We start from the raw sequence: 22,570 nt of genomic DNA, 5'->3' as shown, positions 1-22,570 counted from the left end.
TGAAGAACGGTCCCCTACTTCTTGCTATATATAAGTGTATAAGTATATACTTATATGGGTTTATTAGAAAAGAGGTGGAAAGTGTGCCGGGAGTGAAAGTTGAACTAGACCAAACTTCGATTATATTAAAGCTGCTTGGCGACAAGACGAGGCTTACAATCATGGCGCTTTTACATATTAGGGAACTATGTGTATGTGAATTACTGGAGGTATTTGACATGAGCCAGCCTTCCATCAGCCAGCATCTCAGAAAACTGAAGGATGCAGGGCTTGTGAGGGAAGAACGGAAGGGACAATGGGTATATTATTCCATTAATAAAAATAGTGATGCATATCCGCTGGTTTTGAACATCCTTCAATTTGTTCCGGAGCAAATGGAAAAAATCGAGCAAATACAGAAAAGCAACCCAACAATGCGTTGCGGCTGCTAATTCATTTAGTGGAGGTTTCAACCTTGGTTTCAACTATGCTTGCTTTAATCATTTTTTTAGTAACACTTATCTTGGTTATCTGGCAGCCAAGGGGGCTGTCAATCGGATGGTCTGCTTGCGGCGGTGCAATCCTTGCCCTTCTTTTAGGGGTCGTTGACTTTGCCGATGTAATCGATGTAACCCAGATTGTCTGGAACGCTACCTTTACATTCATTGCGATCATACTAATCTCTTTAATACTCGATGAGATTGGTTTTTTCGAATGGGCTGCTTTGCATATGGCAAGGGTGGCCAAAGGAAATGGAATCAAACTATTTGTCTACATCTGCATTCTTGGTGCTCTTGTAGCTGCGTTGTTTGCGAATGACGGTGCCGCGCTCATCTTGACGCCGATTGTACTGGCGATGGTCCGGAACCTGAATTTCCAGGAAAAGATGATTTTCCCTTTTATTATTGCAAGTGGCTTTATTGCAGACACTACATCACTCCCGCTTGTGGTAAGCAACCTGGTTAACATCGTATCCGCAGATTTCTTTGGGATCGGCTTTAATGAATATGCGTCAAGAATGATCGTACCCAATCTTTTTTCATTGGGAGCCAGCATCCTCGTGCTTTACCTTTACTTTAAAAAGAATCTGCCAAACAAGTATGAGCTGGGGCAATTAAAGGAGCCTATCGAGGCTATTAAAGATAGGGAAATGTTCCGACTGTCCTGGATTGTGTTAGCGGTCCTTTTGGCAGGCTACTTTATAAGTGAATTTTTAGGTATTCCGGTTTCAATTATTGCTGGTATCGTGGCGGTATTCTTCTTGTTCATGGGGAGGAGAAGCCCAGCCGTCAATACGGGAACAGTTGTTAAAGGAGCGCCCTGGAATATTGTATTTTTCTCAATCGGTATGTACGTAGTCGTTTACGGATTAAGAAACGCCGGCTTAACCGACGTTCTCGCGGATGCGATTCAATGGACGGCAGACCACGGCCTGTTTGCGGCAACAATTGGAATGGGCTTTATAGCCGCGATTCTGTCTTCGCTCATGAACAACATGCCAACTGTTATGATTGATGCGCTGGCGATTGCCGAAACGGATACAACTGGGGTTGTTAGAGAGGCTTTAATTTATGCAAACGTAATCGGATCAGACCTTGGCCCGAAAATCACACCTATTGGTTCCCTGGCGACGTTATTATGGCTGCATGTCCTGTCATTAAAAGGTGTCAGAATCTCGTGGGGAACCTATTTTAAGACGGGAATCATCCTTACCATCCCTACATTGTTCATTACACTCGTGGGGTTGTATATTTGGTTGATGATAATTTCATAAGAAGGAGCAATTTTCTATGGCTAAGAAAACAATTTACTTCCTGTGTACTGGGAACTCATGCAGAAGCCAAATGGCAGAGGGATGGGCGAAGAAATACCTAAACAGTGACGAATGGGAAGTCAAAAGTGCAGGTCTTGAAGCACATGGACTGAATCCAAATGCAGTTAAAGCGATGGAAGAAGCGGGCATTGACATTACAACCCAGACATCAGATGTAATTGACCCTGTGATCCTGAACAACGCTGATCTTGTTGTTACACTTTGCGGCCATGCTGCGGACCATTGCCCGGTTACCCCGCCACAAGTGAAAAGGGAGCATTGGGGCTTTGACGACCCGGCAAAAGCAGAAGGAAGCGATGAAGAAAAGTGGGCATTTTTCCAGCGCGTCCGCGATGAGATTCGCGACCGAATCAAGACGTTTGCGGAAACAGGTAAGTGATTGGTCTTCGGGGCAGAGTGCAGGAAATTTAAACTTACGGGAAAACGGCTTGAATTTACCTGAAAACAGTTCAAACTTACGGGAAACGGACTAAAATTTCCGTGAAACGGCTTAAACTTACGGATAGAATAGGAAAGAGTTATTTTCTAAAAGGTAGTTATTGTAGCGATACCTACTGTTAAAATAGAGGGAGTTAAATCAATGGTTATACAAACGACAATGTCTCCACAAGCAATAGTTGAAGTTTGGGAGTTGACAATTGGCATTTTCCGAAACCACCAAATCCCACTTTCCACTTTGCCATTGGAAGAACTGGCAGAAGGAAAACAGCTACATTTACTTCTTAAAGAACTCAATTCTGCCGTCGGAAGTTTCGAGGCTACATGTATAGAAGGTGGATGACAGATTCCAGCAAAGAAGGGGTAGGCTACTCCTAAAAGAATACAAGAAGGGCTAATCTCCATGTGATTGGCCCTTTTACATCTATTTAGTTATGCAGCAAGCAAGTCCGTCATTCTTTAAACCGTTTACTGCTTTTAAAAAGTTAGCATATGTCTCCGTGCCGTATGAGTCTTTATCGTTTTTGAAAAACAACTCCATAGCCAATTCTTTTGCCTCGTTCACACTGCAGTTACGGAAATTCATCACTAATTTCATGTATGCAAGGAAGTACTCCTTTTTTAGCGTCCCACCATGATTAACCGTCACAAGCAGCACTCCTTGGCTTCCTCATCTGGACAACAATCCTGTTTTTTAGCATCGATGCAGCATTCTTCCTTGATCTCCTCAATCTTGATCGTGCAGCAGCTTGAAGTTTTTTTGAAAAAATTAAACATGCCATCATCCTCCATCTTTAAATAAGGTAAAAGATAAAACCTGATATTGTCGACATTGATACAACCGACAAGACGAATAGTGCCACTAGCTCTGTTTTGAAGATCGATTTTAATAAGATGACTTCAGGGAGGCTTGCGCCGGCTGAACTGATTAGCATTGCCATGACCGGCCCTAGCGCCATCCCTTTCATAACCAGGATTTGCGATATGGGAATCATGCTTGAAAGCCGGATATACAACGGAACCCCGATGATCGCAGCGATTGGGATGAGCCACCAATCGTCCTTTCCGAATATAGATGAGATGAATTCAGTTGGCACCAATCCGTGAATTACAGCTCCAATCGCAGCCCCAATAAGCAGATATGCAAAAACGCTTTTCATTAAACTGACTGTTTCTTTAGCCGCCAGTTTCAAATTGAATTTCTGTGCCGTTTCCTCATAGCCTGTCATCATGACATTTTTAACATACCTCTCAGCCCCAAAAGCCTCCAGTGCAAAACCAATTATGATGGAGAGGATAGTGGTTAAGATGGTGTAGAGTATGGTTACTTCCCAGCCGAGGACGACTCCCATCAATGTTAGTATTGTTGGGTCAAGGATAGGGGAGGCAAATAGGAATATCATGACAATTCCGAAGGGAATTTTCTTTTTCAGCATATTTACCACGACTGGTATCGTCGAACACGAACAAAAGGGAGTGATGAACGCGAATAGGATGGAGAAAACCGCTCCGATGAATCTGTTCTTGCCTGCCAGCTTTTTCTCAATTTTTTCATAAGGAATATAACCCTGTAAAAGACTGATCGTAAACGAAATAATAATGAACAACAAAACAGCCAATTCAATCACGATATAGAAGAAGCTTTTTACAGTCTCAATCCACATATACGCCCCTCCTCATTAGCATACGCAGGTACATTCGCGTTCTTTTGTATGTGCATTCTTCCGGTCAAACCATCCTTTGAAAAAAGACCACTCTTTAAGGGAACGCTGGAATTTCCAAGCTTCTCTAGAGAGCTGTTCAACCTCTTTTGCTTTTAGCTGGGTTAATAAATGTACGTCATACATAAAAAACTCCTCCTTAATCAAATTATCTTGATATATTAATCAAAAAAAGTTGATGAAGTTTGCAAAAAAATAACCTAAGAAGGGCGGAAGAGACAGCAAAGCTCTTCGGACAATAGATGGTTGATCTCTGTTTGGTTTAGCTGATAATAGCTCCAGGTGCCTTCTGTTCTTTTTGTAATAAGGCCTGCATCGAGTAAAATCTTTAGATGGTAGGACAGTTTGGACTGAGCCATATCCATGAGCGGAGCCAGGTCGCACACACACATCTCGCCTTTTTCAGTCAGGATGTTCATAATTTGCAGTCTTTTTTTATCCGCAATGGCCTTGAACTTTTGCTCATATGTTTCAAAAATTTTGTCCTTCGATCCATCTTGTAACGGAATTTGCAGATTCATGTTTTTCACCTTCTCTTCATCAAAAACTTTTGATATTAAGATCATACTTCCAAAAATTAGCTATGTCAATCTTTAAAATCAAAAAAAGTTGATTAATTCTAATAAAAAAGACGTGGCATAATCCACGTCTTTAAAAAGTTATGTTAAAGATTCCGTTTTGCTTGCTGCTGCAGCCTTCCGCTCTTCGGGAACAATCAAGTTCAGCAGGAGGACTGCAATTGCACCAACGGCTGTGCCGGAGGAAAGGATATAGTTTGCAAAATCAGGAACGCTGTTCAGGATTTCTTTTGGCAGAACAACTGCGCCAATCGTCAGCAAGATCGGCACCCCGATGACAATCATGTTCCGGTCATCAATTTCAACAATTTGAATGACTTTAAGTCCATTCATGACAATCGCAACACAGACAACCCCGAAAATACCCTGAATGACAGGCTGGGGAACACACGTGATCAAAGCCGAAAGCTTCGGAATCAATCCCAATCCAATTAAAATAATTCCCGCTGCGATGATCGCCATTCGGCTAGCCACGCCTGTTATCGCAATGATTCCGGCATTGGAGGAGTAACCCGTCATTGGAGTGCCTCCAAACAAGGAGCCGACAAAGCAGCCGAGTCCTTCGCCAAACGACGCTTTGTTTAGTCTTTTTTCATCCAACTCACTGCCTGTAACAGTTGAGACAACAAACCATGTCCCGGTTGTTTCAATTAAGATAATAAGATAAATGAAGACCATTGTCAGGATTGCTTGCAGGTCAAACACTGGAGCTCCAAATGGGAAAAAGCTAGGCAGTGAAAACCAGGAAGCAGTTTTTACTGGTGAAAAGTCGACAGTCCCAAAAAACGAAGCGGTAAGGGTACCGACAACAATCGCCAGGATGACTGAGACGAGGCGGAAAAAGGTGCCATAGCCTTTTGCTTTTCGGCCAAGAAGAATGCATGCAATTAGAACGGCCGCAGAAACAAAGGCAATCAGCACATTGTGGCCAACGTTCCCCGGACTTGAATAGATGCTGTTGAAGACGCTGGGCATTAACGAAATTCCGACAATGACAATGACCGTTCCGCCGACAAGTGGCGGGATGATTTTTTTAACAACCTTCGCAAATACTTTTAATGGATAGCCAAGAATGGCAATCAGTAAAGCTCCTGGCAAAAGACTGCCGAAAACCGCACCAAGGCCAAGTTTCCCACCAATGGCGGCAAGGGCACCGATCGGAACATAAGAAGGTCCTTGGACGACAGGGAGCCGTAGTCCGCCTATTGTTTGGATAAGTGTCGCTACACCAGCTGCAAGGAAACACATTTGTATGAAGAATGTTGTATTCATTGTGTCCAGTGCAAGCAGCCCGGCGATTATAATTGGAGCAATGTACAAATCCATTGCCAGTACATGCTGGAACCCGAGCAGCAATGCTTTACCCCAGCCGATTTTTTCATCGACTCCTACCGTAATGTTTGTCTTCTTTACATTTTCCTCCATTGCTCTAATCCCCTTTTTTAAAATAAGAAGTTAGGAAAAATTTTCAAAAAACGCCATGACTAAGAGATTTTAACCGAGTGCGTTCTAAGTTTTGAGAAACTTTCCACTATGGTCATTCTGAAAAATATAGTTGAATTATAAACATACAAAGGGAGGGTTGTAAAGGAATTTACGTACAATTATTTTTATTATTTAAAAAATGTTCGTGTTTTGGTTGACTTTTCTTACAACTCTTTTTAAAATAAGGCTGTCTAATGCTCGTAGTTGAGCTAATAAATATTCAAAAAAAAAGAGAATCGGTGAGGGGATGGGGAACATGACCGTTGAGGATCAGGTGCTAAGGAGCGACTGGATTGTTGCTTGCAAAATAGAAGATGTTAAAGAAGAACCACTCGGTATTACAATTATGGGAGAGAGAATCGTACTCTTCCGCAACGAGAAAGGGATTCACGCCTTCAAGGACTTGTGTGTCCATCGCGGCGCAGCCTTGTCGCTTGGCTGTGTTCGGGATGGGAATCTTGTCTGCCCATATCACGGCTGGGAGTATAATTCCGAAGGAGAATGTACGAAAATCCCACAGCTTCCTGAAGGAAGATCCATTCCACTGAAGGCCCGGGCGATTAAATATGGATGCAAGGAAGCGTACGGCTTTGTATGGATTAATTTGAATAATAACAATCCTGAATTGTTTTCATATCCCCAATACTCGGATGAAAATTACCACAGCATCCTTTGGGGACCTCAGGCAGTCAATGCCAAACCGCCGAGAGTGGTCGAGAATTTTCTTGATGTCGGGCATCTTTCATTTGTACACGAAGGTTTCCTCGGGGTACAGGAGCATCCAGTCATTGGCGATTATGAAGTGCATGTAGATGGCGGCCGAATTTATAGTGATGAAATTGCCATCTTCCAGCCGGACCCGGATGGCTCGGGTGTCGCCAAGGATGTTTTCTACACGTATGAAATCGTTAGCCCGCTGAACGTTATGTTTACAAAGAGAGACCCGGATACCGATCATAAAATGACGATTTTGCTGACAATCCAGCCTGTCGATGAAAACAAGTCGGTGGCATACGGCATCATGTCATTTAACTATGAAACTGGCAATACAGACCAAGAAACTGTCGAGTTCCAGGATATGATTTTCGCCCAGGACAAACCGATTGTTGAGAATCAGAAGCCGGAAGACCTGCCGCTAGATTTGCAGGCGGAACTCTCGCTGAAATGCGACCGGATGAGCATTGCCTACAGGCAGTATCTAAAAAGGGTCGGCGTGACACTGGGAACCGAATAAGATGGAATAAAAGTAGCTCTATTAGATAAATCTTCACCCTAATCAGGTCGGATTCATCTAATGGGGCTTTTTTATTTAAAGGGGGGATAGATTGGGGTGCCTCTCTATTTGGTTTAGGTTAGGTTCCTTAATAGAAGAATGATCGCTCTAAAAAGTGAGATTCGTACTATAAAGTATGTCTAATAGAAGAAGAGCCGTTCAGGAAGATAAGTTTCGTCCAATAAAGTATGCCTAATAGACGAAACACAACTCAAGAAAATGAGTTTCGTCCAATAAAGGATGTTTAACAGACGAAACACAGCTCTAGAAAATGAGTTTCGTCTAATAAAGTATGTTTAATAGACGAAACACCGTTCGAGAAAGTGAGATTCATCCCATAAACCAGGTTTAATAGGAAAATACTGCTCAGATGCCAAATATCTTCTATAGAAGGATTATCTATTTTCCTAACTGTATTCTCATGCACCACTCCTTTGTAAAGTTTCAGAAAATTCCTTTACTATCCTGTTTTAAACACGTTATAGTAAGAAGTGGTTACAAAACCAAATTTTATGAAAGGGGACGATCAAAATGATTAAAAGGAAGGTTGTTAAAGGTGTTGAATTCGAGGATAAGAGGAAACTGGAAACGTAGTTGGGTATGGGCCCCGATAGGAGGATGCAGAGTTTATGGAATTAACGAAAAGTAAGATTAAGATTGTGGAGTATCATGAAGGGCTTGCCGCCGGTGTGGCGGAGATGTGGAATCTTAGCCGTGAAGGATGGGGCGGGGACGCGCAGGTAACGACTGCGGAAAAGGTCCGCACCCAGGAAGAGAACAGTGGCAATTTAAACTTGTTTCTCGCGATGGATGGGGACCAGGTTGTCGGCTACTGCGGGCTTTGTGAATACCGTGAGGATGAAGGGGCACTTTACATTCCGCTCCTCAATGTGCGCACAGATTATCATGGCAAGAAAATCGGCAAGTTGCTTGTTTTGAGGGCGCTTGAACGGACTGTTGAGCTCGGCTGGCCGCGGCTTGATTTGTATACGTGGGGCGGAAATACAAAGGCTGTTCCTTTGTATAAAAAATGCGGCTTCTTTTGGGAGGACCGTGATGACACGACCCATCTTATTAATTTTATGCCAACTGTCCTGAGTACCCCAGCCGTTAAAGACTATTTCGCGCGTACGGATTGGTATGAATCCAGCAAGCGTGTTATTGAGGTAGCCCCGGATGGCAGGAAGGACAATGAATTTACGTATTACGGGTACAGTTGGGAGTCGGAAGCCGGCCGCCTGAAAATGGAATTCGAACGGACCAGCCGCGGCTTGAGGTCGATTGAGACAGACGATTACCTGATAACGGCGACTGTAGAGGACTTCAAGCTTGTTTGCGGAGCGGACTATACTGTCACGTATCATATTAAAAATAAATCAGGTAATCCTCTTACCGTTGAGCTTGAGGGCGAGAACGACAAAATTATCCGCTTTGATTTTATAAACAGCATCACTGTTGAGGATGAAGCAGTTGTTGAAGCAAAGTTTACGCTAGGTGAGTTGGAAGAGGAGCAAAGTGTCTGGCGCACCCATCCATCCGTTATTACAAATGTGCGTATCAATGGCAAGGATGCACGGTTTGCTGTGGGCGTTCTTCCGAAGCAGCCGGTAAAAGTGGCTGGGATTGTCCCGAGTTCACAATGCTTCCTTCACGAGGAAGCAAGTTTTTATCTGGATTTGGAAAACAACTTTAATGAATTGGCAGCCTTCTCGATCTCTTTTCCGGAAACTGAAATGATAGAGCTGAAGGAAAACGTATATAAAGTCGAGCTTAATGCAAAGGGAAAGGCTTCACTGGAAATCCTGTATGTGTTAAAAAGCTTCGGTTTTTATGCCCCTGAGTTGAAAATTGAAGCTGTGACCGAAAGCGGTACGCGGACTTCTTTTACAAAAAAACTTGGCCTTGGCTTTAAAGGCCCGGGTGCGCGTTTTAGCGGTGAGTGCGAGGAATACTGGCATGTATATAATGGGTTGTACCATCTGTATTTAAGAAAATTCGACAACCGGCTCATTCCTGGAAGGCAACCAAAGGCCAACCAGAAGACGATGGGCTTTTTTCCGAAAATCGGAAAGCCTTATTCTAGTGAGTTCTCCAAGCGGAAGCCTGGGAAGGTTGAGTACAGGATTGAAGATGGGGCTATTGTTTTGGTCGCCACTTATGAATCTACTGATTTCAAAGGGATCGTGCTTGTCAGTGAGTCGAAGCTGTACAGCGAAGGGCTGCTTGAACAGCGTTACATTCTCCGCAATGAAGGCAAGTTTGAAACTGATTCGCCACTAAGCCTGTACCAGCCGGTTTATCATGAGCTTCACCATTCAGTTTTTGCCCAGGATGGGGAAATTATTGAGCTCTCTGAAATGGCTGATGCCGAATACGGGCTTTGGAATAGCAAACGTCTTACGGAAAACTGGTTATTCTCGCGCCATGAGCCTTATGCGCAAGGAGTTGCCTGGCCAAAGGATGCTGCTGTAAATTTTGAATCGTGGTACATGTATGTGGAACACGAGCTCGGATCAATAGCTGCTGGATCCGAAAAAAGAACGAAACCTGTGTTCCTTTCGTTTGGCGCGTATCAAGCCTGGGAGGAATTCCGTGAATTTGCGACTCGAGCTCGTCATTCCCACGAACTTACCGGGGATACCATCGAGGTTCAGGCAGCCCAGAGAGATGACAGTGACGAATTGATTCTCTCAGACCGGAAAATGAGCTATATCGATGGAAGCGTCAGCTTTCGTAAAGATGGCGAGGTTTTTTATAAAACAAACATAGCACCAGATGAACAGAGGCGCGAAGTAACTGCTTTCACCGATAAAAACGGGGCAGCCTTCTCGTCCTTATCAGCTGATTATGAGATTAACGGAATTAGTGACAGGAAGGATACGATTATCCTGAATCCTGGCAACGATTCTGTACTCTTCAATGAACAGGAGCGGGCCGGCCTGCCGGTTGTTTCAGCCAGCAACGGGGTGTTATCGATTTCCGCATCGGAAAAGTTCTTCCCGGCCTTGTTCTCGCTCGAGGCAAATGGGAGAGAGTGGCTCGATTCATCATTTCCAGCGGTAGAGCCAAAATCATGGTGGAATCCATGGAGCGGGGGGATTCGTTCTGGAATAGAAGGAATCAATGCTAAATCATTTGCGGCTGAAACCTATACTGTTTCACCAGGTGTACTTTTCGATGGTGAAGGACGCAAGTGGGAAGGGCTGAAAATTTCGACTGTTTTTGAGAAAAATGAGGCTTGGAAGGGGCTCGGCGTTGACCAGTATTTCTGTATGCTGCCCGGTGTGCCAGTGCTTGTTAATGTAACAAAGTTCAGCCAGCATACAGGATCGTACTTACACTATTTACACTGGGTCAGCATGCTGTTTTTAAAACAAGGGTGGATAAAGAATCCAGGGGCTACGAGAAAATATACAGCCGGAAAAGCGGAGCTAACGGCCCTTCTTGAAGGGCATGCAGTTGTAGGATCGCCTGAAACAGAGGAAATTCTCCAGGTTATTGCCGACAGAGAAACCGATGTAATGGAGTCTTATATGAACAAAGAGGTCATGCTGGTCACGATGGACCGGGAAACAAGTCTCGCCAACGGGGCCGAATGGCTATCCGCACCAGCCATTCTAGTTGCTTCAGACAGAGTACTGTCCAAGGATGAAGCAAAAAGTTTGAAAAAGTTAACATTTAAAGAGGACCACAATGAAAATCATTGATGCCCATATCCATTATTCAAAAATAAACAGTTTCCATGAAACTGCAAAAGAGATTTCCAGAGTCGACTATTCATTAGAAGGGCTCCAGAAAGAGTTTTCCGACAATGGTGTTGTGCTTGGAATCGCGATGGGTGTGACTGAAACCGATGGGGAAGGTTTTCCTGACTCGGCTGCCGAGACACCAATGGGTATCGACCTGACCGCGGAACTCCCGGGCAAAGTTGTCTACTGTGCGGGAATCAATCCGTTCACCCTGAACCCAAACGCGCTTGCCAGGCTTGAGCAGGAGGTACAGAAACCAGAATGTGTGGGCATTAAAATCTACCTCGGGTATTTTCCGTTTTATGCCTATGACGATGTATACGAACCTGTCTACCGGATAGCGAAGGAATATGGTGTTCCTGTTGTCTATCATACAGGGGACACCTATTCCGAACGGGGCAGGCTGCGCTTTTCGCATCCGCTTTCGGTTGATGAAGTTGCCGTCAAGCATCGAGACATGACGATTATGATGGCGCACTTTGGGGATCCGTGGGTGCTTGATGGCGCTGAGGTTGTCTATAAAAACCGCAACGTATACGCGGATTTATCCGGGCTGGTTGTCGGAGCGGATGGGGACATAAGGAAGTTGCAGCAAACAAGGTTCTTTGACCATTTGCTGCACGCGCTGACGTTCACGAACAATTATGAAAAATTCCTGTTCGGCACGGATTGGCCGCTTACACCAATCAAGCCATATGTCGAGTTCATCGCAGACATTATCCCTAAGGAATACCACGAATCGGTCTTTTACAACACCGCCCTTAAAGTATTCCCGAAAATCAAACAGTTCTTATAATGCAAAGGGGGACGTTTCTGCTCTGCGGATAGCAAAGTAGAAACGTCCCCTTTAGTTTGAAGCTGTACCGATTTTCGATTATTATTTTACTATTGCATGGGAAGCAGGAGAGAACAGTTTAAAGTATGGATTTCCGTACAGAGAATGTCTCTTCATTTAAAAAGCTGGGAACTAGATAGATGGAGGTTATGAAAAATGGCTATTGTAGATGTTACAGTTATTCCTGTAGGAACAGGTACACCGAGTGTTAGTGAGTATGTGGCCGAAATCCACAGAGTGCTGAAACGGTATGAAGGAAAAATTAAGTATCAATTGACGCCGATGAGCACATTGATTGAAGGAGACCTGAAGGAACTGCTAGAAATTGTCCGTGAACTCCATGAAGTACCTTTTGAAAAAGGCTTGCAGCGGGTTTGTACGAATATCCGTATCGATGACCGCCGTGACAAAGAGAGCACAATGGAAAAGAAGCTGAAGGCGATTGAAACTAGGCTGGCCGACTGACAAGGATTTGAAGCAGAGGTTAGTTGAATCAGGCGTCGGATTAAACTTTAGAAAAACAGCAAAGGGACGGTGGCAAATGAGCACCGTCCCTGTTTGCTATGACACAAGTTTTAGTCCGACTGCTGAGGCCAGGATGATGGTTATAAAGGTGATTCGTTTCCAGTCCTTGGACTCTCCGTAAAATAGCATGCCAATGATAGCCCCGCCTGATGCACCGATTCCGGTCCAGATGGCGTAGGCTGTTCCCATTGGGACTGTCTTCATTGCATAGGAAAGCAAGAAGAAGCTTCCACTGAATCCGATAGCCAATAAAATCAGAGAAAGGAGGTCGCGTTTCTGGTTTACTCTGTTCATCATGGCAACTCCAAACATTTCCAAAAGACCCGCAAAAATTAACGCCAGCCATGCCATTACGCTTCATCTCCTTTCTGTGTACCCTCGTTTGTGACTAATTTCAAGCCGATTACCCCTACTAACAACAAAATTATTAGTAGAATTTTTTCCACCTTTAGCGGTTCTCCAAAGAGAACTAACTCGGCAATCACTGTTCCCGCCGTCCCCAGCCCAACAAAGACGGCATACACTGTACCAACTGGAAGGGTACGGCCAGCCACAATTAATACATAAAATGTTACAACTATGGCAATTGCTGTTCCGATCCATTCCAATAAACTGTCCGCATACTTCAATCCTATTACCCAAAATACCTCAAAAAAGGCAGCAATAATGATCATCACCCAATACTTGTTCATGAACCCTCACCTCGATGTTTTTTTCAAAATAAAAAAAGCCTGAGAGATAACTATATAATGTAGTTTCTCCCAGGCTTTTATCCTTCCGTGGCACAGCCAAAGCTGTGAGTTTTCTCTCGGACCAGGCCAAACTTGAAGTTTGCGGAACCCTAGAAAACATTTATATACAATTCCCTTTTCATTATACACACCGGCATAATTTTTTCAAATGAAAGACTTTCCAGTTTGCCATCCTCAAAATTGACTCAATGTTGAAAGGTAATCAAGTTCTTTCACGGTACATTTAAAGGACTTTAACATAGAAATCCCGAGTCCTTGGCCCATCGAACTCGCAAAAGTATACGCCCTGCCATGTGCCAAGAAGCAAGCGGCCGCCAGTCACAATTACGTACTGGGAAGATCCGACCGTGCTTGCTTTCATATGTGCAGCAGTATTGCCTTCCATATGCTTGTCCAATTTGTGTTCCCACGGATATACTTCATCAAAGCGGCGGATCATATCCCTTTTTACATCCGGATCGGCGTTTTCGTTAATCGTTATACCCGCTGTAGTGTGTGGGCAATAAACGACTATAGCTCCGTCTTTTACATCGGCATCCTTTAAATAGTTCTCGATGATTTCAGTAATTTCCAGCATTTCATCACGATGATTGGTTTGCAGGGTGAATTTTTTAACCATAGAAATTCATTCCTTTCCTCCTCATATAAGTATCATTTTACTATAATTCCAAGTGTAAGCTATTAATCCAAACAGTTGAGGAAGTATAACACTTTTGTATAAGCAAGAAGAAAGGATTACCATGCCGGACAGTTTGTCGGATAAATCTTCCCGGCTAAAGCAGGGAGTATTTTTGTTGCTGTAACTCCAAGCGCTTTACTATAGCCTCAACAAACCTTTTGCAGCGAGTAAGGTCTTTTTCCTGAGGTCTCAATTCTACTTTTAAGGTAACTGCCAGCGTTGAATGTAGAAACAGCATATCCCTGAACTCATCTACTGCTCCGCAAAAATAGGGGTAAAAACTGTCACCGGTACCAACTACACCTGTAACTGTATTTTTAACATCCTGTTGTTCAAACGCTTGGAAAATCGGAACCATCTCTTTAGGTATATTCCCATTTCCCCACGTATACGTTCCGACAATGATAGCATCGAACTTTTTAAGGTCCTGAAGCGGAAAAATGTCGGCCGGATAAATTGCGGGGAAAATCGCATACCTGTGAAACTCGCTGTTTATGATTTCGATTAATTCTCTCGTATTGCCTGTAACAGATGAAAAGATAATCGCGCTCTTACAATTCTTCAAAGCCATTGGATTGAGTTACCTTAGAATATGCACGGGATTTTTGCTCAAAGAAGTCCGATTTTGTTTCATTGATCATTTCATCACTGAAGACGTGGATCCATGGCATCGGGTTATCCCTTTCCTCATACAAATTGTCCAGACCTAGCTGACGAAGTCTTTTGTTTGCCAAATATTCGATATAGGAATGAAACTCGTCCATGTCAATCCCGCTTATTTCCGCCAGGATAGCTTCCGCCCATTCCTTTTCCAGCACAACGGCCTGTCCAATTGTTTCATATATGAATTGAATGTTTTTTTTCGTATTCAGTTCGGGATTCTCCGATAATAAAATTCTCAGAAATTGAGACATGAAATAAGCGTGCTGCATTTCGTCCCGTTGGATATAGCTGATCATTGTACTTGTTTTAAGCATTTTTTGCTGGCGCGCCAGGTTATAGAAAAAGGCGAATCCTGCGTAAAAATAAATTCCCTCGAGGTTGATGGAGTTTACCCCAAGCTCGAATATGGCTTGAGGGGAGGGAGTGCTCCTAAACTTTTCGTACGATTCCAAAATGAAATCGTTCCTCTTTCGTACAATTGAATCTTCCTTTGCCTGATTGAAACGCTGGTTTTGTTCACTGAGCGGGACCAAGGAACTCAGGATATAGGAATATGACTCATTGTGGACAGCCTCCTGCTGGGAAATGACCGCGAAAATTGCTTTAAAGCTTGAGTCGGTTACGTAGTCCATAACCTGGCTCATCGTGGGAGTTTGGAGGCTGTCCAAAGAAGCAAGTTGGGTATTCACGCGTAAAAAGATATCTTGTTCTTTTTCAGTCAAAGAGTCCCATTGCTTAATATCGTCCTGCATATTTATTTCCTGGGCTTTCCAAAAATTCGACAAAAGTGTCTGATACAAATCATACATCTGTGGGTAAGCTATATCATTCCAATTCAGGAGCCCCGAATTTTTTCCGTTAATAATACCGGTCGACCGATTAGGCTCGATAGCGTTCAACAGTTTACTTTTATTTAATGGTGTATAGATGTTCATAGGCTTTCTCCTTTCTTTTTTTAGCTATGGCAGGCTTCGCATTCTTCGATTTCTGCCTGTGATGTGCTCCTGACATAATAGGTGGTCTTCAGTCCGTTCTTCCACGCCTCCAAGTGGAGGTTCAACAGGTCCTTTGCTTTAATATCATGCCGAACATAAATGTTGAAGCTAATGGACTGATCAATATGGCGCTGGCGTTTTGCGTTCTGGCGGATACTCCAAATCTGATCAAGCTCATGTCGGGCGCGTCGGTAATAGTTATATGTTACGTGGTTCAAGTCGGGTGCTGTCACCTTGAACTTAAAGTTCTTCTTCTCTTCGGCATATTCAACGGAATATAAGGGGTCAATACCATCCGTTGAGCCGCCGATTTTTGCGGTGGAGGAGTTAGGAGCCACTGCCATAAGCCAGCCGTTCCTCATGCCGTATGCCTTAATCTTTTCCTGCAGTTCCTTCCATCGGCTTGATGTGTACTCTTTTCGTAAAAAATACTTGCCGTTTTCCCATTCAGAACCCTTACATTTGCTGTATTTACCTTTTTCCATTGCCAGCTCCATTGAGGAGGTGATTGTGTAATAGGCAATATCCTCGTAAAGCTTGTCAGCGAACTCAACAGCCTCGTCAGTTTCCCAATGAATCCCCTCCAAAGCCAACAGATGATGCCACCCGAACGTCCCAAGTCCAATCGCTCTGAACGTTTCATTTGTTTTTTGAGCCTGTGCTACCGGAATTGTGTTTAAATCAATGACGTTATCCAGCAGCCTTACCTGGATTTTGACCAGCCTTTCCAGAACATTGGATGGAACAGCTTTTGCCAAATTGATTGATGAAAGATTACAAACGACAAAATCGCCGGGTTTCCTAACGGTGACGAGGTTGCCTTCTTCATCTTCATATTCACTAACGATGGTTGTGGCAGACATGTTCTGTGTGATTTCAGTGCATAAATTGCTGCAGTATATTGCAGTTCTTCCTTCCCCAAGAAGGTGCTTATTTGGATTCTGCCTGTTTACTTCGTCCCTATAAAACATGTAGGGTGTACCGGTTTCGAGTTGGGCAATCATGATTCTTGCCATAATATCCATTGCCCGGTATGTTTTTCTTGGCAGTAGGGGGCTGCTCACAGCTTCGTTGTATTTTTCGGTAAAAACCCTTTTATTAACATCATCATAAAAATCTTCTAAACCAAGCGGGTTTCCACTTTCATCCTTCCAACCCATTATTTGTTTTACTTGATGCGGGCAGAAGGTATGCCACGTTCCAATACTCCGCCCATTTTCATCTTTCTCGAGCAATTTTTCCATAAATAGGTCCGGAATGCAGACGCCTGTGAAAATATCATGAGCCTTTCTCCGTTCGTCCCCGTTATTCGTTTTTAAATCCAGGAAACCGTTCATGATATCTTTATGGAAGATATCCAAATAGACGGCGATTGCTCCCTGTCTTTGACCAAGCTGGTCGACACTGACAGCCGTTCCATTTAGGAGCCGTATCCATGGAACAACTCCGGAAGACATTCCTTTGAAGCCTTTGATATCGGAGCCGAGAGCGCGGACTTTTCCGTAATAAACTCCAATCCCGCCTCCATCCTTGCTTAATCGCGCCACATCCCAATTGTTTAAATAAATTCCATCGAGCGAGTCCTCAACTGTATCGATGAAGCAGGAAGAAAGCTGCCCATAGCTTTTTCCAGCATTGGCTAAGGTAGGAGTCGCTACGGTCATGTATAAATTGCTCATGGCCCAGTATGCTTCTTTGATTAGGGAGAGCCTTTTTGATTTTTCCTCGTTCTTTAGTAAATACATTGCGATAATCATAAACCGTTCCTGAGGCAGCTCGTATACATTTCTCTCATGATCCCTTGCTAAGTATCGATCTGCGAATAAAAATAATCCTATGTAATTAAAAAGCCGATCAAGTTCGGGTTTGATTTCTGTTTCGAGCTCATCTATTTCTTCTTTAGAAAAAGCGTTTAAAAGCTCTGGAGAGTAAATTCCTTTTTCCGTAAGAGTTACAATCAGGTTAAATAAATCAACGTAGATTAAATCACTATCATAACCCCGATTGCTAGCAGCCTCACTATATAATTCCCTAAGATAAAGCCTGGCTGCTAAAAATGTCCAATTTGGCTGGTCCATCGCAATGCTATTTAATGCATAAACCATTGCCTGGTGCGCAGCATCTTTTCCAGATGAGTGCCACTCAGCTATTTTGTCCTTTAGTTCTGTGATGTCGAGTCCGAATTGACTTGAAGTTTCTTCAATAACGTGAACAAGCCCCAAATCCATTTGAATATGCAGTGCCATATATTCCCCTCCTAAAAATAAAAATCCGCCCAGGAGAACTGAGCGGATGAAACGATTACCTCAGGAAGGACAGAAAAGTAGACAAAAGTAATAAAAAACAACTTTTCATAGGAGAAACCTGCTGAGTGCCATCGTTTCATCTTCCCAATCCCCGAGGAAGTGAAACAGCTAAAGAAAGGACAGGTCTCCTGACTTATGCGTTAGCCTACTTTGAACCCTTCCCATGCAGGCACCTGGAATCCAAGCACGTTGCAAAGTGGTTTGTTCATTTCGTCGCATTTACAGTTGCGGGGGCAGTTCCGGCATTTCACCGGATTCCCTATTAAGCCCAATGGCATCCAATCTCTAGGCGATACTATATATAGTTGTAATTTTGGTAAAAATAACATCATCTAGTACATGTTTAGTATATTAACGAAAGTTTCATAGAATAGCAACTATTAACAGTTTAGTTACTTATAAAGTTGAGACTGTTTATCCCTGGAAGGATTCATTTGAAAAAAGTCGAATTGATATAGATGGTTATATTGAAGGGGGTATAGTATGAGATTATTTAAGTTTGATAAATCGGTTGGGAATAAAATTTCTGTATATGATTCCAATTTTATTCTATCTAGAATCGTTAGGACAAACACACCGGTTTCAATTGGCTGCATGCATCTTGGCCAGGACGGAATTATCGGCAGGCATGAAGCAACATGTCCTCAGCTGTTGCTAATTGTAGATGGGGAAGGGGAGGTTTCCGGGGAGGATCGAGTAAGAAAGCCGATTCAAAAAGGCCAAGCGGTTTATTGGGAGGCCGGTGAGAACCATGAAACCACAAGCCAGAATGGATTGACAGCCATCGTGATTGAGAGTGATGAACTCAGCCCGTCGAAACTTATGAAAATGAAAGAGTAATCCGATGAGAGAAACGGCAGCAACCCGCTGCCGTTTTTAATTTTATCACGCATAAACGGGCTGTAAGACCCCCACTGATTGAAGTTTCACTTTATGTTTACAACCAGGATTTATAGGTTATGTATAATAAGTCCTAAAATCACCGGGGGGGGTAAGCATATGGAAAAGAACTGGTATGACAAGTTGAGGGAGTATTTTCCGGCACGCGAAATGAAACCGAAAGAACAAATCGAGACGTTGCTTGCAGAAAAAGCCGAATACAAAATGGAGGAAGGACCGGATTATATCCTTCTTTATGAAGAAAAACAGGACTATTTGTTCATTGATTATATCCTTATAAAGGGAGCGGAACGCGGAAAGGGAAAGGGAACGAAACTCCTCGAACACATCAAAAGGAAGCGAAAGCCGATCATTCTGGAAGTCGAACCCGTCGATGAAAAAGATTCCGCCACGAGGAAAAGAATTCAATTTTATAAAAAGAATGGGTTTAAAGAAGCTTCATCAATCCAATATAGGCGGCACCACCCTCGCACAGGCGAACTTGCTGTCATGGATGTATATTATTGGTCGCAATCGAGGAAGCCAGATGCATGGGTACTCGAAAAAATGAAGGAAGTTTACACAGGTACCCACACTTATAAGGCGGAGAGGTTTTTTAATAGTCCTGCGGAGCCAGCTGAGGCAGTCCTGCAACTTGCTGCACAGGACTTGAGCAAGGTAGAGTAAAAAGGTTTCCAATAGAGCCTTTGAGGCGTCTTTTTGGTCCCTGGTAAAATTTTTTTTAAAATTTTTATCGTGAAAGTAACAACTTATATGTTAATGTTAAGTTGGCACTTAGGGATGAACATTTTGGTTTTTCGACATTTTTTTTGGGTAAACATACTTCGAACTAGTTAGAAAGGAGCACTTATAAAGTATGAGATTACGATCTGTATTCACAGTAAGTTTTCTTCTCCTGTTAATCCTTGCAGGCTGTGCTGAAAAGGACAAACTGGCAGACGGAAGCGAGTTAATTGAGAAAGGCAAGTTTGTTTTTGCAGCGTCTGGAGAATTCAGGCCGTTCAGTTATATGAACGAAGACCTCACAATGACCGGGTTTGATATTGCCGTAGGTGAGGCTGTTGCCAAGGAGCTAGGGCTAGAGCCTGTCCAGAAGCGGATGAAGTTTAAAGGAATTGTTGAAGGAGTTAAAACAGGAAGAGCTGATGCAGCGGTTGCATCCCACACGATAAATCCCCAGCGAAGCAAGCATGTGCTTTTTTCCACCCCTTATTACTATTCCGGGCCGCAAATTTTCGTACGCCCAGACAGTGACATAGAAACTGTGGACGATTTAAAAGGCAAAGAAGTTGCTGCAGCCAAAGGCTCAACTTATGCCGAGACGGCGGCGAAGTACACATCGAACGTAAAGATATACGATAGTGATATCACTGCGCTTAAAGCATTGAGCACGGGCCGCCATGATGCAGTCATTACCGACTTTGTTACTGGAAGCACCTCAATTAAGGAAGGGTTTGAACTTGAAGGCCGCCAGTTGATTGAAAGAAGTGAACAGGCGATCGTCCTGCCGAAGGACAATCCCAAACTGCTAAAAAGGGTGAACGAAGCACTTGAAGCACTTCGGAAAGATGGCACATTAAGCAAGATTTCCGTCGAATACTTCGGAGAAGATATCACGAAAAAACCTGAGTAACTTGACTGATATAAAAAGATAAGGATAGAAAGGGAGATTGATTTGCCTAGTTTTTCGCATTTTTTCAAAACACTTTTTGATAGCAGCGATTTGTTCCTAGATGCAATGCTGCTTACATTGAAACTGACTGCTGTTTCAATACTGTTTGGTATATTAATAGGTTTATTTTTTGCACTTTTAAAAATTTCTAACATTAAACTATTAGGTTACATCTCGGATGCGTATGTGTTTCTTATCCGTGGGACTCCGTTAATTGTACAGATTTTCATTCTTTACTTTGGATTGAGCGGACTTTTCCTGATTCCGGATTTTTGGGCTGCAGCGCTGGCGCTCGCCTTCCATAACGGGGCTTACATTGCGGAAATTTTCCGAGGAACAATCCAGGGCGTTGACAGAGGACAGCTGGAAGCTGGCCGCTCACTTGGGATGAGCAAAGGGTTGACAATGCGGAGAATCATCTTGCCACAGGCTTTCCGCCGTGCGCTTCCTCCGTTAGGGAACCAATTTATCATCGGGCTGAAGGATTCATCCCTGGCTGCATTTATCTCAATGAACGAGTTGTTTAATGTGGCAACAACGCTCGGATCCAATAACTTTGACGAAATGACATACTTGCTGATTGTCGCAGTGTACTATCTCATCCTTGTCGCACTGCTCACGTTCATCGTCAACCGTTTTGAAAAGAGAATGGCAGTCAGTGACCGATAGGAGGATATGGAATGGAACAAAAAGAAATGATTAAACTAATAAATTTAAATAAATCGTTTGGCGATTTGCATGTCTTGAAGGATATTAATTTAACTGTTAACGAAAGCGATGTTGTCTGCCTGATTGGCGCGAGCGGATCCGGAAAAAGTACGTTGCTGCGCTGCATCAATTTCCTTGAAAAGAAAGATAATGGACAAATCATTTTGAAAGGCGAGGAAATTGTCCGCGGCAAGCATGATATCAACGAAGTCCGCCAGCAGGTCGGCATGGTATTCCAGCATTTCAACCTGTTTCCGCACATGACTGTCATTGAGAATATTATCGAAGCTCCGACACACGTGAAAAAGATTGACAAAGAAACTGCAAAAGCAGAAGCATTGGAACTTTTGAGGAAAGTTGGGCTCGACGACAAAGCAGATGTATATCCAAATAAATTATCAGGCGGCCAGAAGCAGCGTGTTGCGATAGCCAGGGCGCTTGCAATGAAGCCGGACATCATGCTGTTCGATGAGCCAACATCGGCTTTGGACCCCGAGCTTGTCGGGGAGGTTTTGCAGACAATGAAGGAGCTTGCAGATGATGGTATGACAATGGTAGTCGTCACCCACGAAATGGGGTTTGCCCGCGAAGTGGCCGACTGGATTGTGTATATGGATGAGGGGGTCATTGTCGAAAAGGGCCATCCTGATGAGCTATTCGACAACCCGAAGGAAGAAAGAACCCAAGCCTTCCTTTCATCAACTGAATTGAAGTAAGAGTGTAGAAGAGGCCAGCTGTGATAGCTGGCCTCTTTCTGTTTCGGATAGAAGGAGAAGAGGCTCAATTGAGAAATCGGACTAAAAAACGCAGTTACTTTGCTGTCTCTTGGAAAATTAATTTATTTTCAACTCATTATGGATTTTCTCAATCAATTCCCAATCGACCTGATCACCTAGTTCATACGTTAAATTTTCAATAAGAAGGATCACTTGATCGTCCATACCTGCATCATACCCATATTTAAGGAAATAGTTATTTTTAAAATAAACAAACCAATAATACTGGCTATATAGGATTGTTTCGTGAGTAAATGAAGAGCTGTTTACAATCTCCTCCACACACTGCTCCAAGAACAAAGTATAGTTTAAAAGCCTAGATATTTCCTCATCATCAACACTGATAATAGCAGTCAAATCCAATTTAGGATTTAGGGCCGTATACAATTTTTCAAGTTCCTCTTTCGGTATAATATTCATTTTGTCACCCTTATACAGAGAAATGTAGTTCAATAAACTATTCAACAAAAGCTCACGTTATCCTCCCTGCAGCCAAGCGACAGTTAATCGGACGGTGGCTACTATTATAAAGGCTAAATTACGTTGCTTTTAATTAATGGACATATGTTTCTTCTACTAAAAAGAGTTTATTAATTGAATTTGAACTTTTAGACTGGGGTTTCTTCTAATATAAAGGGTTTATTGGATGGATTGGGGTTTTTGGAATGTCATTTCTTCTAATAAATTTCAAGCCGGAAACGT

At 43.2% G+C, this 22,570-nt stretch carries 25 protein-coding genes and 2 riboswitches; of the genes, 13 read left to right on the top strand and 12 right to left on the bottom strand.

The genetic code is table 11. The features are described from left to right. The first annotated feature begins 83 nt into the window (after nt 1-83). From A8F94_RS14415 to A8F94_RS14400, 4 genes are all read left to right on the top strand, one after another. Nucleotides 84-431 carry an ArsR/SmtB family transcription factor gene (locus A8F94_RS14415; protein WP_066201816.1) on the top strand — a complete coding sequence of 116 codons (348 nt, stop codon included), beginning with the start codon at nt 84-86 and terminating at the stop codon, nt 429-431. Between the two features lie 23 nt (nt 432-454). Continuing rightward, the gene (locus A8F94_RS14410) at nt 455-1,753 is read left to right on the top strand and encodes an arsenic transporter (protein WP_066201813.1); all 1,299 of its coding nucleotides are present in this window, start codon (nt 455-457) and stop codon (nt 1,751-1,753) included. A 16-nt stretch (nt 1,754-1,769) separates the two neighbouring features. Continuing rightward, on the top strand, nt 1,770-2,192 hold the full coding sequence (gene arsC / locus A8F94_RS14405) for an arsenate reductase (thioredoxin) (RefSeq protein ID WP_066201810.1): 423 nt from the start codon (nt 1,770-1,772) through the stop codon (nt 2,190-2,192). A gap of 201 nt (nt 2,193-2,393) precedes the next feature. Beyond that, nucleotides 2,394-2,594: a hypothetical protein gene (locus tag A8F94_RS14400; RefSeq protein WP_066201807.1), complete on the top strand. Its 201-nt coding sequence runs from the start codon at nt 2,394-2,396 to the stop codon at nt 2,592-2,594. Nucleotides 2,595-2,675: 81 nt separating this feature from the next. Here the strand turns inward: A8F94_RS14400 and A8F94_RS14395 are convergent, their stop codons facing one another. The 5 genes from A8F94_RS14395 to A8F94_RS14380 all read right to left on the bottom strand — a co-directional run bounded on the left by A8F94_RS14395 (nt 2,676) and on the right by A8F94_RS14380 (nt 5,975). Beyond that, nucleotides 2,676-2,900, bottom strand: coding sequence for a hypothetical protein (locus A8F94_RS14395; RefSeq protein WP_066201803.1), 225 nt, complete (start codon nt 2,898-2,900; stop codon nt 2,676-2,678). 145 nt (nt 2,901-3,045) lie between these two features. Next, entirely contained in the window at nt 3,046-3,915 is an 870-nt protein-coding gene (locus A8F94_RS14390) for a permease (RefSeq protein WP_066201800.1), read from the bottom strand. 15 nt (nt 3,916-3,930) lie between these two features. Beyond that, entirely contained in the window at nt 3,931-4,098 is a 168-nt protein-coding gene (locus A8F94_RS25780; protein WP_175384427.1) for a hypothetical protein, read from the bottom strand. A gap of 74 nt (nt 4,099-4,172) precedes the next feature. Beyond that, on the bottom strand, nt 4,173-4,493 hold the full coding sequence (locus tag A8F94_RS14385; protein ID WP_066202429.1) for an ArsR/SmtB family transcription factor: 321 nt from the start codon (nt 4,491-4,493) through the stop codon (nt 4,173-4,175). A 138-nt stretch (nt 4,494-4,631) separates the two neighbouring features. Beyond that, entirely contained in the window at nt 4,632-5,975 is a 1,344-nt protein-coding gene (locus A8F94_RS14380; RefSeq protein WP_066201797.1) for a uracil-xanthine permease family protein, read from the bottom strand. 316 nt (nt 5,976-6,291) lie between these two features. On the opposite strand from A8F94_RS14380, the gene A8F94_RS14375 reads away from it, so the two are divergent. From A8F94_RS14375 to A8F94_RS14360, 4 genes are all read left to right on the top strand, one after another. After that, complete coding sequence (locus A8F94_RS14375; protein WP_066201792.1) at nt 6,292-7,269, top strand: aromatic ring-hydroxylating oxygenase subunit alpha; 978 nt, start codon at nt 6,292-6,294, stop codon at nt 7,267-7,269. A 668-nt stretch (nt 7,270-7,937) separates the two neighbouring features. Then, nucleotides 7,938-11,015 carry a GNAT family N-acetyltransferase gene (locus A8F94_RS14370; protein ID WP_066201790.1) on the top strand — a complete coding sequence of 1,026 codons (3,078 nt, stop codon included), beginning with the start codon at nt 7,938-7,940 and terminating at the stop codon, nt 11,013-11,015. Beyond that, the gene (locus A8F94_RS14365) at nt 11,002-11,853 is read left to right on the top strand and encodes an amidohydrolase family protein (RefSeq protein WP_066201787.1); all 852 of its coding nucleotides are present in this window, start codon (nt 11,002-11,004) and stop codon (nt 11,851-11,853) included. Before A8F94_RS14370 ends, A8F94_RS14365 begins: the two co-directional genes overlap by 14 nt. 195 nt (nt 11,854-12,048) lie before the next feature. Beyond that, nucleotides 12,049-12,357 carry an MTH1187 family thiamine-binding protein gene (locus tag A8F94_RS14360; protein ID WP_066201784.1) on the top strand — a complete coding sequence of 103 codons (309 nt, stop codon included), beginning with the start codon at nt 12,049-12,051 and terminating at the stop codon, nt 12,355-12,357. Between the two features lie 96 nt (nt 12,358-12,453). Here A8F94_RS14360 and A8F94_RS14355 read toward each other — a convergent pair whose 3' ends face one another. From A8F94_RS14355 to A8F94_RS14330, 6 genes are all read right to left on the bottom strand, one after another. Then, the gene (locus tag A8F94_RS14355) at nt 12,454-12,768 is read right to left on the bottom strand and encodes a DMT family transporter (protein ID WP_066201782.1); all 315 of its coding nucleotides are present in this window, start codon (nt 12,766-12,768) and stop codon (nt 12,454-12,456) included. Beyond that, the gene (locus A8F94_RS14350; protein WP_066201779.1) at nt 12,768-13,109 is read right to left on the bottom strand and encodes a DMT family transporter; all 342 of its coding nucleotides are present in this window, start codon (nt 13,107-13,109) and stop codon (nt 12,768-12,770) included. The genes A8F94_RS14355 and A8F94_RS14350 overlap by 1 nt, the downstream gene beginning before the upstream one ends. A 64-nt stretch (nt 13,110-13,173) precedes the next feature. Beyond that, a riboswitch (guanidine-I (ykkC/yxkD leader) is annotated at nt 13,174-13,273 on the bottom strand. A gap of 119 nt (nt 13,274-13,392) precedes the next feature. Continuing rightward, nucleotides 13,393-13,788, bottom strand: coding sequence for a secondary thiamine-phosphate synthase enzyme YjbQ (locus tag A8F94_RS14345; RefSeq protein ID WP_066201775.1), 396 nt, complete (start codon nt 13,786-13,788; stop codon nt 13,393-13,395). Nucleotides 13,789-13,942: 154 nt separating this feature from the next. Next, the gene (locus A8F94_RS14340; protein ID WP_066201772.1) at nt 13,943-14,419 is read right to left on the bottom strand and encodes a flavodoxin domain-containing protein; all 477 of its coding nucleotides are present in this window, start codon (nt 14,417-14,419) and stop codon (nt 13,943-13,945) included. Then, a complete protein-coding gene (locus A8F94_RS14335) occupies nt 14,400-15,446 on the bottom strand; it encodes a ribonucleotide-diphosphate reductase subunit beta (protein ID WP_066201769.1) in 1,047 nt (348 codons plus the stop codon). The genes A8F94_RS14340 and A8F94_RS14335 overlap by 20 nt, the downstream gene beginning before the upstream one ends. A gap of 20 nt (nt 15,447-15,466) precedes the next feature. After that, nucleotides 15,467-17,734: a ribonucleoside-diphosphate reductase subunit alpha gene (locus A8F94_RS14330; RefSeq protein WP_441294199.1), complete on the bottom strand. Its 2,268-nt coding sequence runs from the start codon at nt 17,732-17,734 to the stop codon at nt 15,467-15,469. 179 nt (nt 17,735-17,913) lie between these two features. After that, nucleotides 17,914-18,109: riboswitch (cobalamin riboswitch) on the bottom strand. A gap of 186 nt (nt 18,110-18,295) precedes the next feature. On the opposite strand from A8F94_RS14330, the gene A8F94_RS14325 reads away from it, so the two are divergent. The 5 genes from A8F94_RS14325 (at nt 18,296) to A8F94_RS14305 (ending at nt 21,808) form a co-directional block, all read left to right on the top strand. Continuing rightward, nucleotides 18,296-18,652: a cupin gene (locus tag A8F94_RS14325; protein WP_066201761.1), complete on the top strand. Its 357-nt coding sequence runs from the start codon at nt 18,296-18,298 to the stop codon at nt 18,650-18,652. Nucleotides 18,653-18,811: 159 nt separating this feature from the next. Then, nucleotides 18,812-19,378 carry a GNAT family N-acetyltransferase gene (locus tag A8F94_RS14320; RefSeq protein WP_066201758.1) on the top strand — a complete coding sequence of 189 codons (567 nt, stop codon included), beginning with the start codon at nt 18,812-18,814 and terminating at the stop codon, nt 19,376-19,378. A gap of 190 nt (nt 19,379-19,568) precedes the next feature. Continuing rightward, entirely contained in the window at nt 19,569-20,345 is a 777-nt protein-coding gene (locus A8F94_RS14315) for a transporter substrate-binding domain-containing protein (protein WP_066201753.1), read from the top strand. 42 nt (nt 20,346-20,387) lie between these two features. Further along, nucleotides 20,388-21,053 (top strand): amino acid ABC transporter permease, encoded by a 666-nt coding sequence (locus tag A8F94_RS14310; RefSeq protein WP_066201750.1) that lies wholly within the window; start codon nt 20,388-20,390, stop codon nt 21,051-21,053. A gap of 11 nt (nt 21,054-21,064) precedes the next feature. Beyond that, nucleotides 21,065-21,808, top strand: coding sequence for an amino acid ABC transporter ATP-binding protein (locus tag A8F94_RS14305; RefSeq protein WP_066201748.1), 744 nt, complete (start codon nt 21,065-21,067; stop codon nt 21,806-21,808). A 117-nt stretch (nt 21,809-21,925) separates the two neighbouring features. Here A8F94_RS14305 and A8F94_RS14300 read toward each other — a convergent pair whose 3' ends face one another. Continuing rightward, nucleotides 21,926-22,288 carry a hypothetical protein gene (locus tag A8F94_RS14300; RefSeq protein ID WP_066201745.1) on the bottom strand — a complete coding sequence of 121 codons (363 nt, stop codon included), beginning with the start codon at nt 22,286-22,288 and terminating at the stop codon, nt 21,926-21,928. Nucleotides 22,289-22,570 lie beyond the last annotated feature (282 nt).

The organism is Bacillus sp. FJAT-27225 (genome assembly GCF_001685025.1).
GTDB lineage: Bacteria > Bacillota > Bacilli > Bacillales > Cytobacillaceae > Bacillus_D.
Note: the sequence above shows the minus strand (reverse complement) of the source record. Positions and strands in the feature narration are given on the sequence as shown.

What these genes read in the sequence shown, in the direction of transcription:
- A8F94_RS14300 (WP_066201745.1), bottom strand. Translation starts at nt 22,288, where the DNA reads ATGAATATTATACCGAAAGAGGAACTTGAAAAATTGTATACGGCCCTA.
- A8F94_RS14325 (WP_066201761.1), top strand. Translation starts at nt 18,296, where the DNA reads ATGAGATTATTTAAGTTTGATAAATCGGTTGGGAATAAAATTTCTGTA.
- arsC (WP_066201810.1), top strand. Translation starts at nt 1,770, where the DNA reads ATGGCTAAGAAAACAATTTACTTCCTGTGTACTGGGAACTCATGCAGA.
- A8F94_RS14305 (WP_066201748.1), top strand. Translation starts at nt 21,065, where the DNA reads ATGGAACAAAAAGAAATGATTAAACTAATAAATTTAAATAAATCGTTT.
- A8F94_RS14360 (WP_066201784.1), top strand. Translation starts at nt 12,049, where the DNA reads ATGGCTATTGTAGATGTTACAGTTATTCCTGTAGGAACAGGTACACCG.
- A8F94_RS14355 (WP_066201782.1), bottom strand. Translation starts at nt 12,768, where the DNA reads ATGGCATGGCTGGCGTTAATTTTTGCGGGTCTTTTGGAAATGTTTGGA.
- A8F94_RS14380 (WP_066201797.1), bottom strand. Translation starts at nt 5,975, where the DNA reads ATGGAGGAAAATGTAAAGAAGACAAACATTACGGTAGGAGTCGATGAA.
- A8F94_RS25780 (WP_175384427.1), bottom strand. Translation starts at nt 4,098, where the DNA reads ATGTATGACGTACATTTATTAACCCAGCTAAAAGCAAAAGAGGTTGAA.
- A8F94_RS14400 (WP_066201807.1), top strand. Translation starts at nt 2,394, where the DNA reads ATGGTTATACAAACGACAATGTCTCCACAAGCAATAGTTGAAGTTTGG.
- A8F94_RS14315 (WP_066201753.1), top strand. Translation starts at nt 19,569, where the DNA reads ATGAGATTACGATCTGTATTCACAGTAAGTTTTCTTCTCCTGTTAATC.
- A8F94_RS14350 (WP_066201779.1), bottom strand. Translation starts at nt 13,109, where the DNA reads ATGAACAAGTATTGGGTGATGATCATTATTGCTGCCTTTTTTGAGGTA.
- A8F94_RS14340 (WP_066201772.1), bottom strand. Translation starts at nt 14,419, where the DNA reads ATGGCTTTGAAGAATTGTAAGAGCGCGATTATCTTTTCATCTGTTACA.
- A8F94_RS14365 (WP_066201787.1), top strand. Translation starts at nt 11,002, where the DNA reads ATGAAAATCATTGATGCCCATATCCATTATTCAAAAATAAACAGTTTC.
- A8F94_RS14385 (WP_066202429.1), bottom strand. Translation starts at nt 4,493, where the DNA reads ATGAATCTGCAAATTCCGTTACAAGATGGATCGAAGGACAAAATTTTT.
- A8F94_RS14320 (WP_066201758.1), top strand. Translation starts at nt 18,812, where the DNA reads ATGGAAAAGAACTGGTATGACAAGTTGAGGGAGTATTTTCCGGCACGC.
- A8F94_RS14345 (WP_066201775.1), bottom strand. Translation starts at nt 13,788, where the DNA reads ATGGTTAAAAAATTCACCCTGCAAACCAATCATCGTGATGAAATGCTG.
- A8F94_RS14335 (WP_066201769.1), bottom strand. Translation starts at nt 15,446, where the DNA reads ATGAACATCTATACACCATTAAATAAAAGTAAACTGTTGAACGCTATC.
- A8F94_RS14375 (WP_066201792.1), top strand. Translation starts at nt 6,292, where the DNA reads ATGACCGTTGAGGATCAGGTGCTAAGGAGCGACTGGATTGTTGCTTGC.
- A8F94_RS14330 (WP_441294199.1), bottom strand. Translation starts at nt 17,734, where the DNA reads ATGGATTTGGGGCTTGTTCACGTTATTGAAGAAACTTCAAGTCAATTC.
- A8F94_RS14390 (WP_066201800.1), bottom strand. Translation starts at nt 3,915, where the DNA reads ATGTGGATTGAGACTGTAAAAAGCTTCTTCTATATCGTGATTGAATTG.
- A8F94_RS14370 (WP_066201790.1), top strand. Translation starts at nt 7,938, where the DNA reads ATGGAATTAACGAAAAGTAAGATTAAGATTGTGGAGTATCATGAAGGG.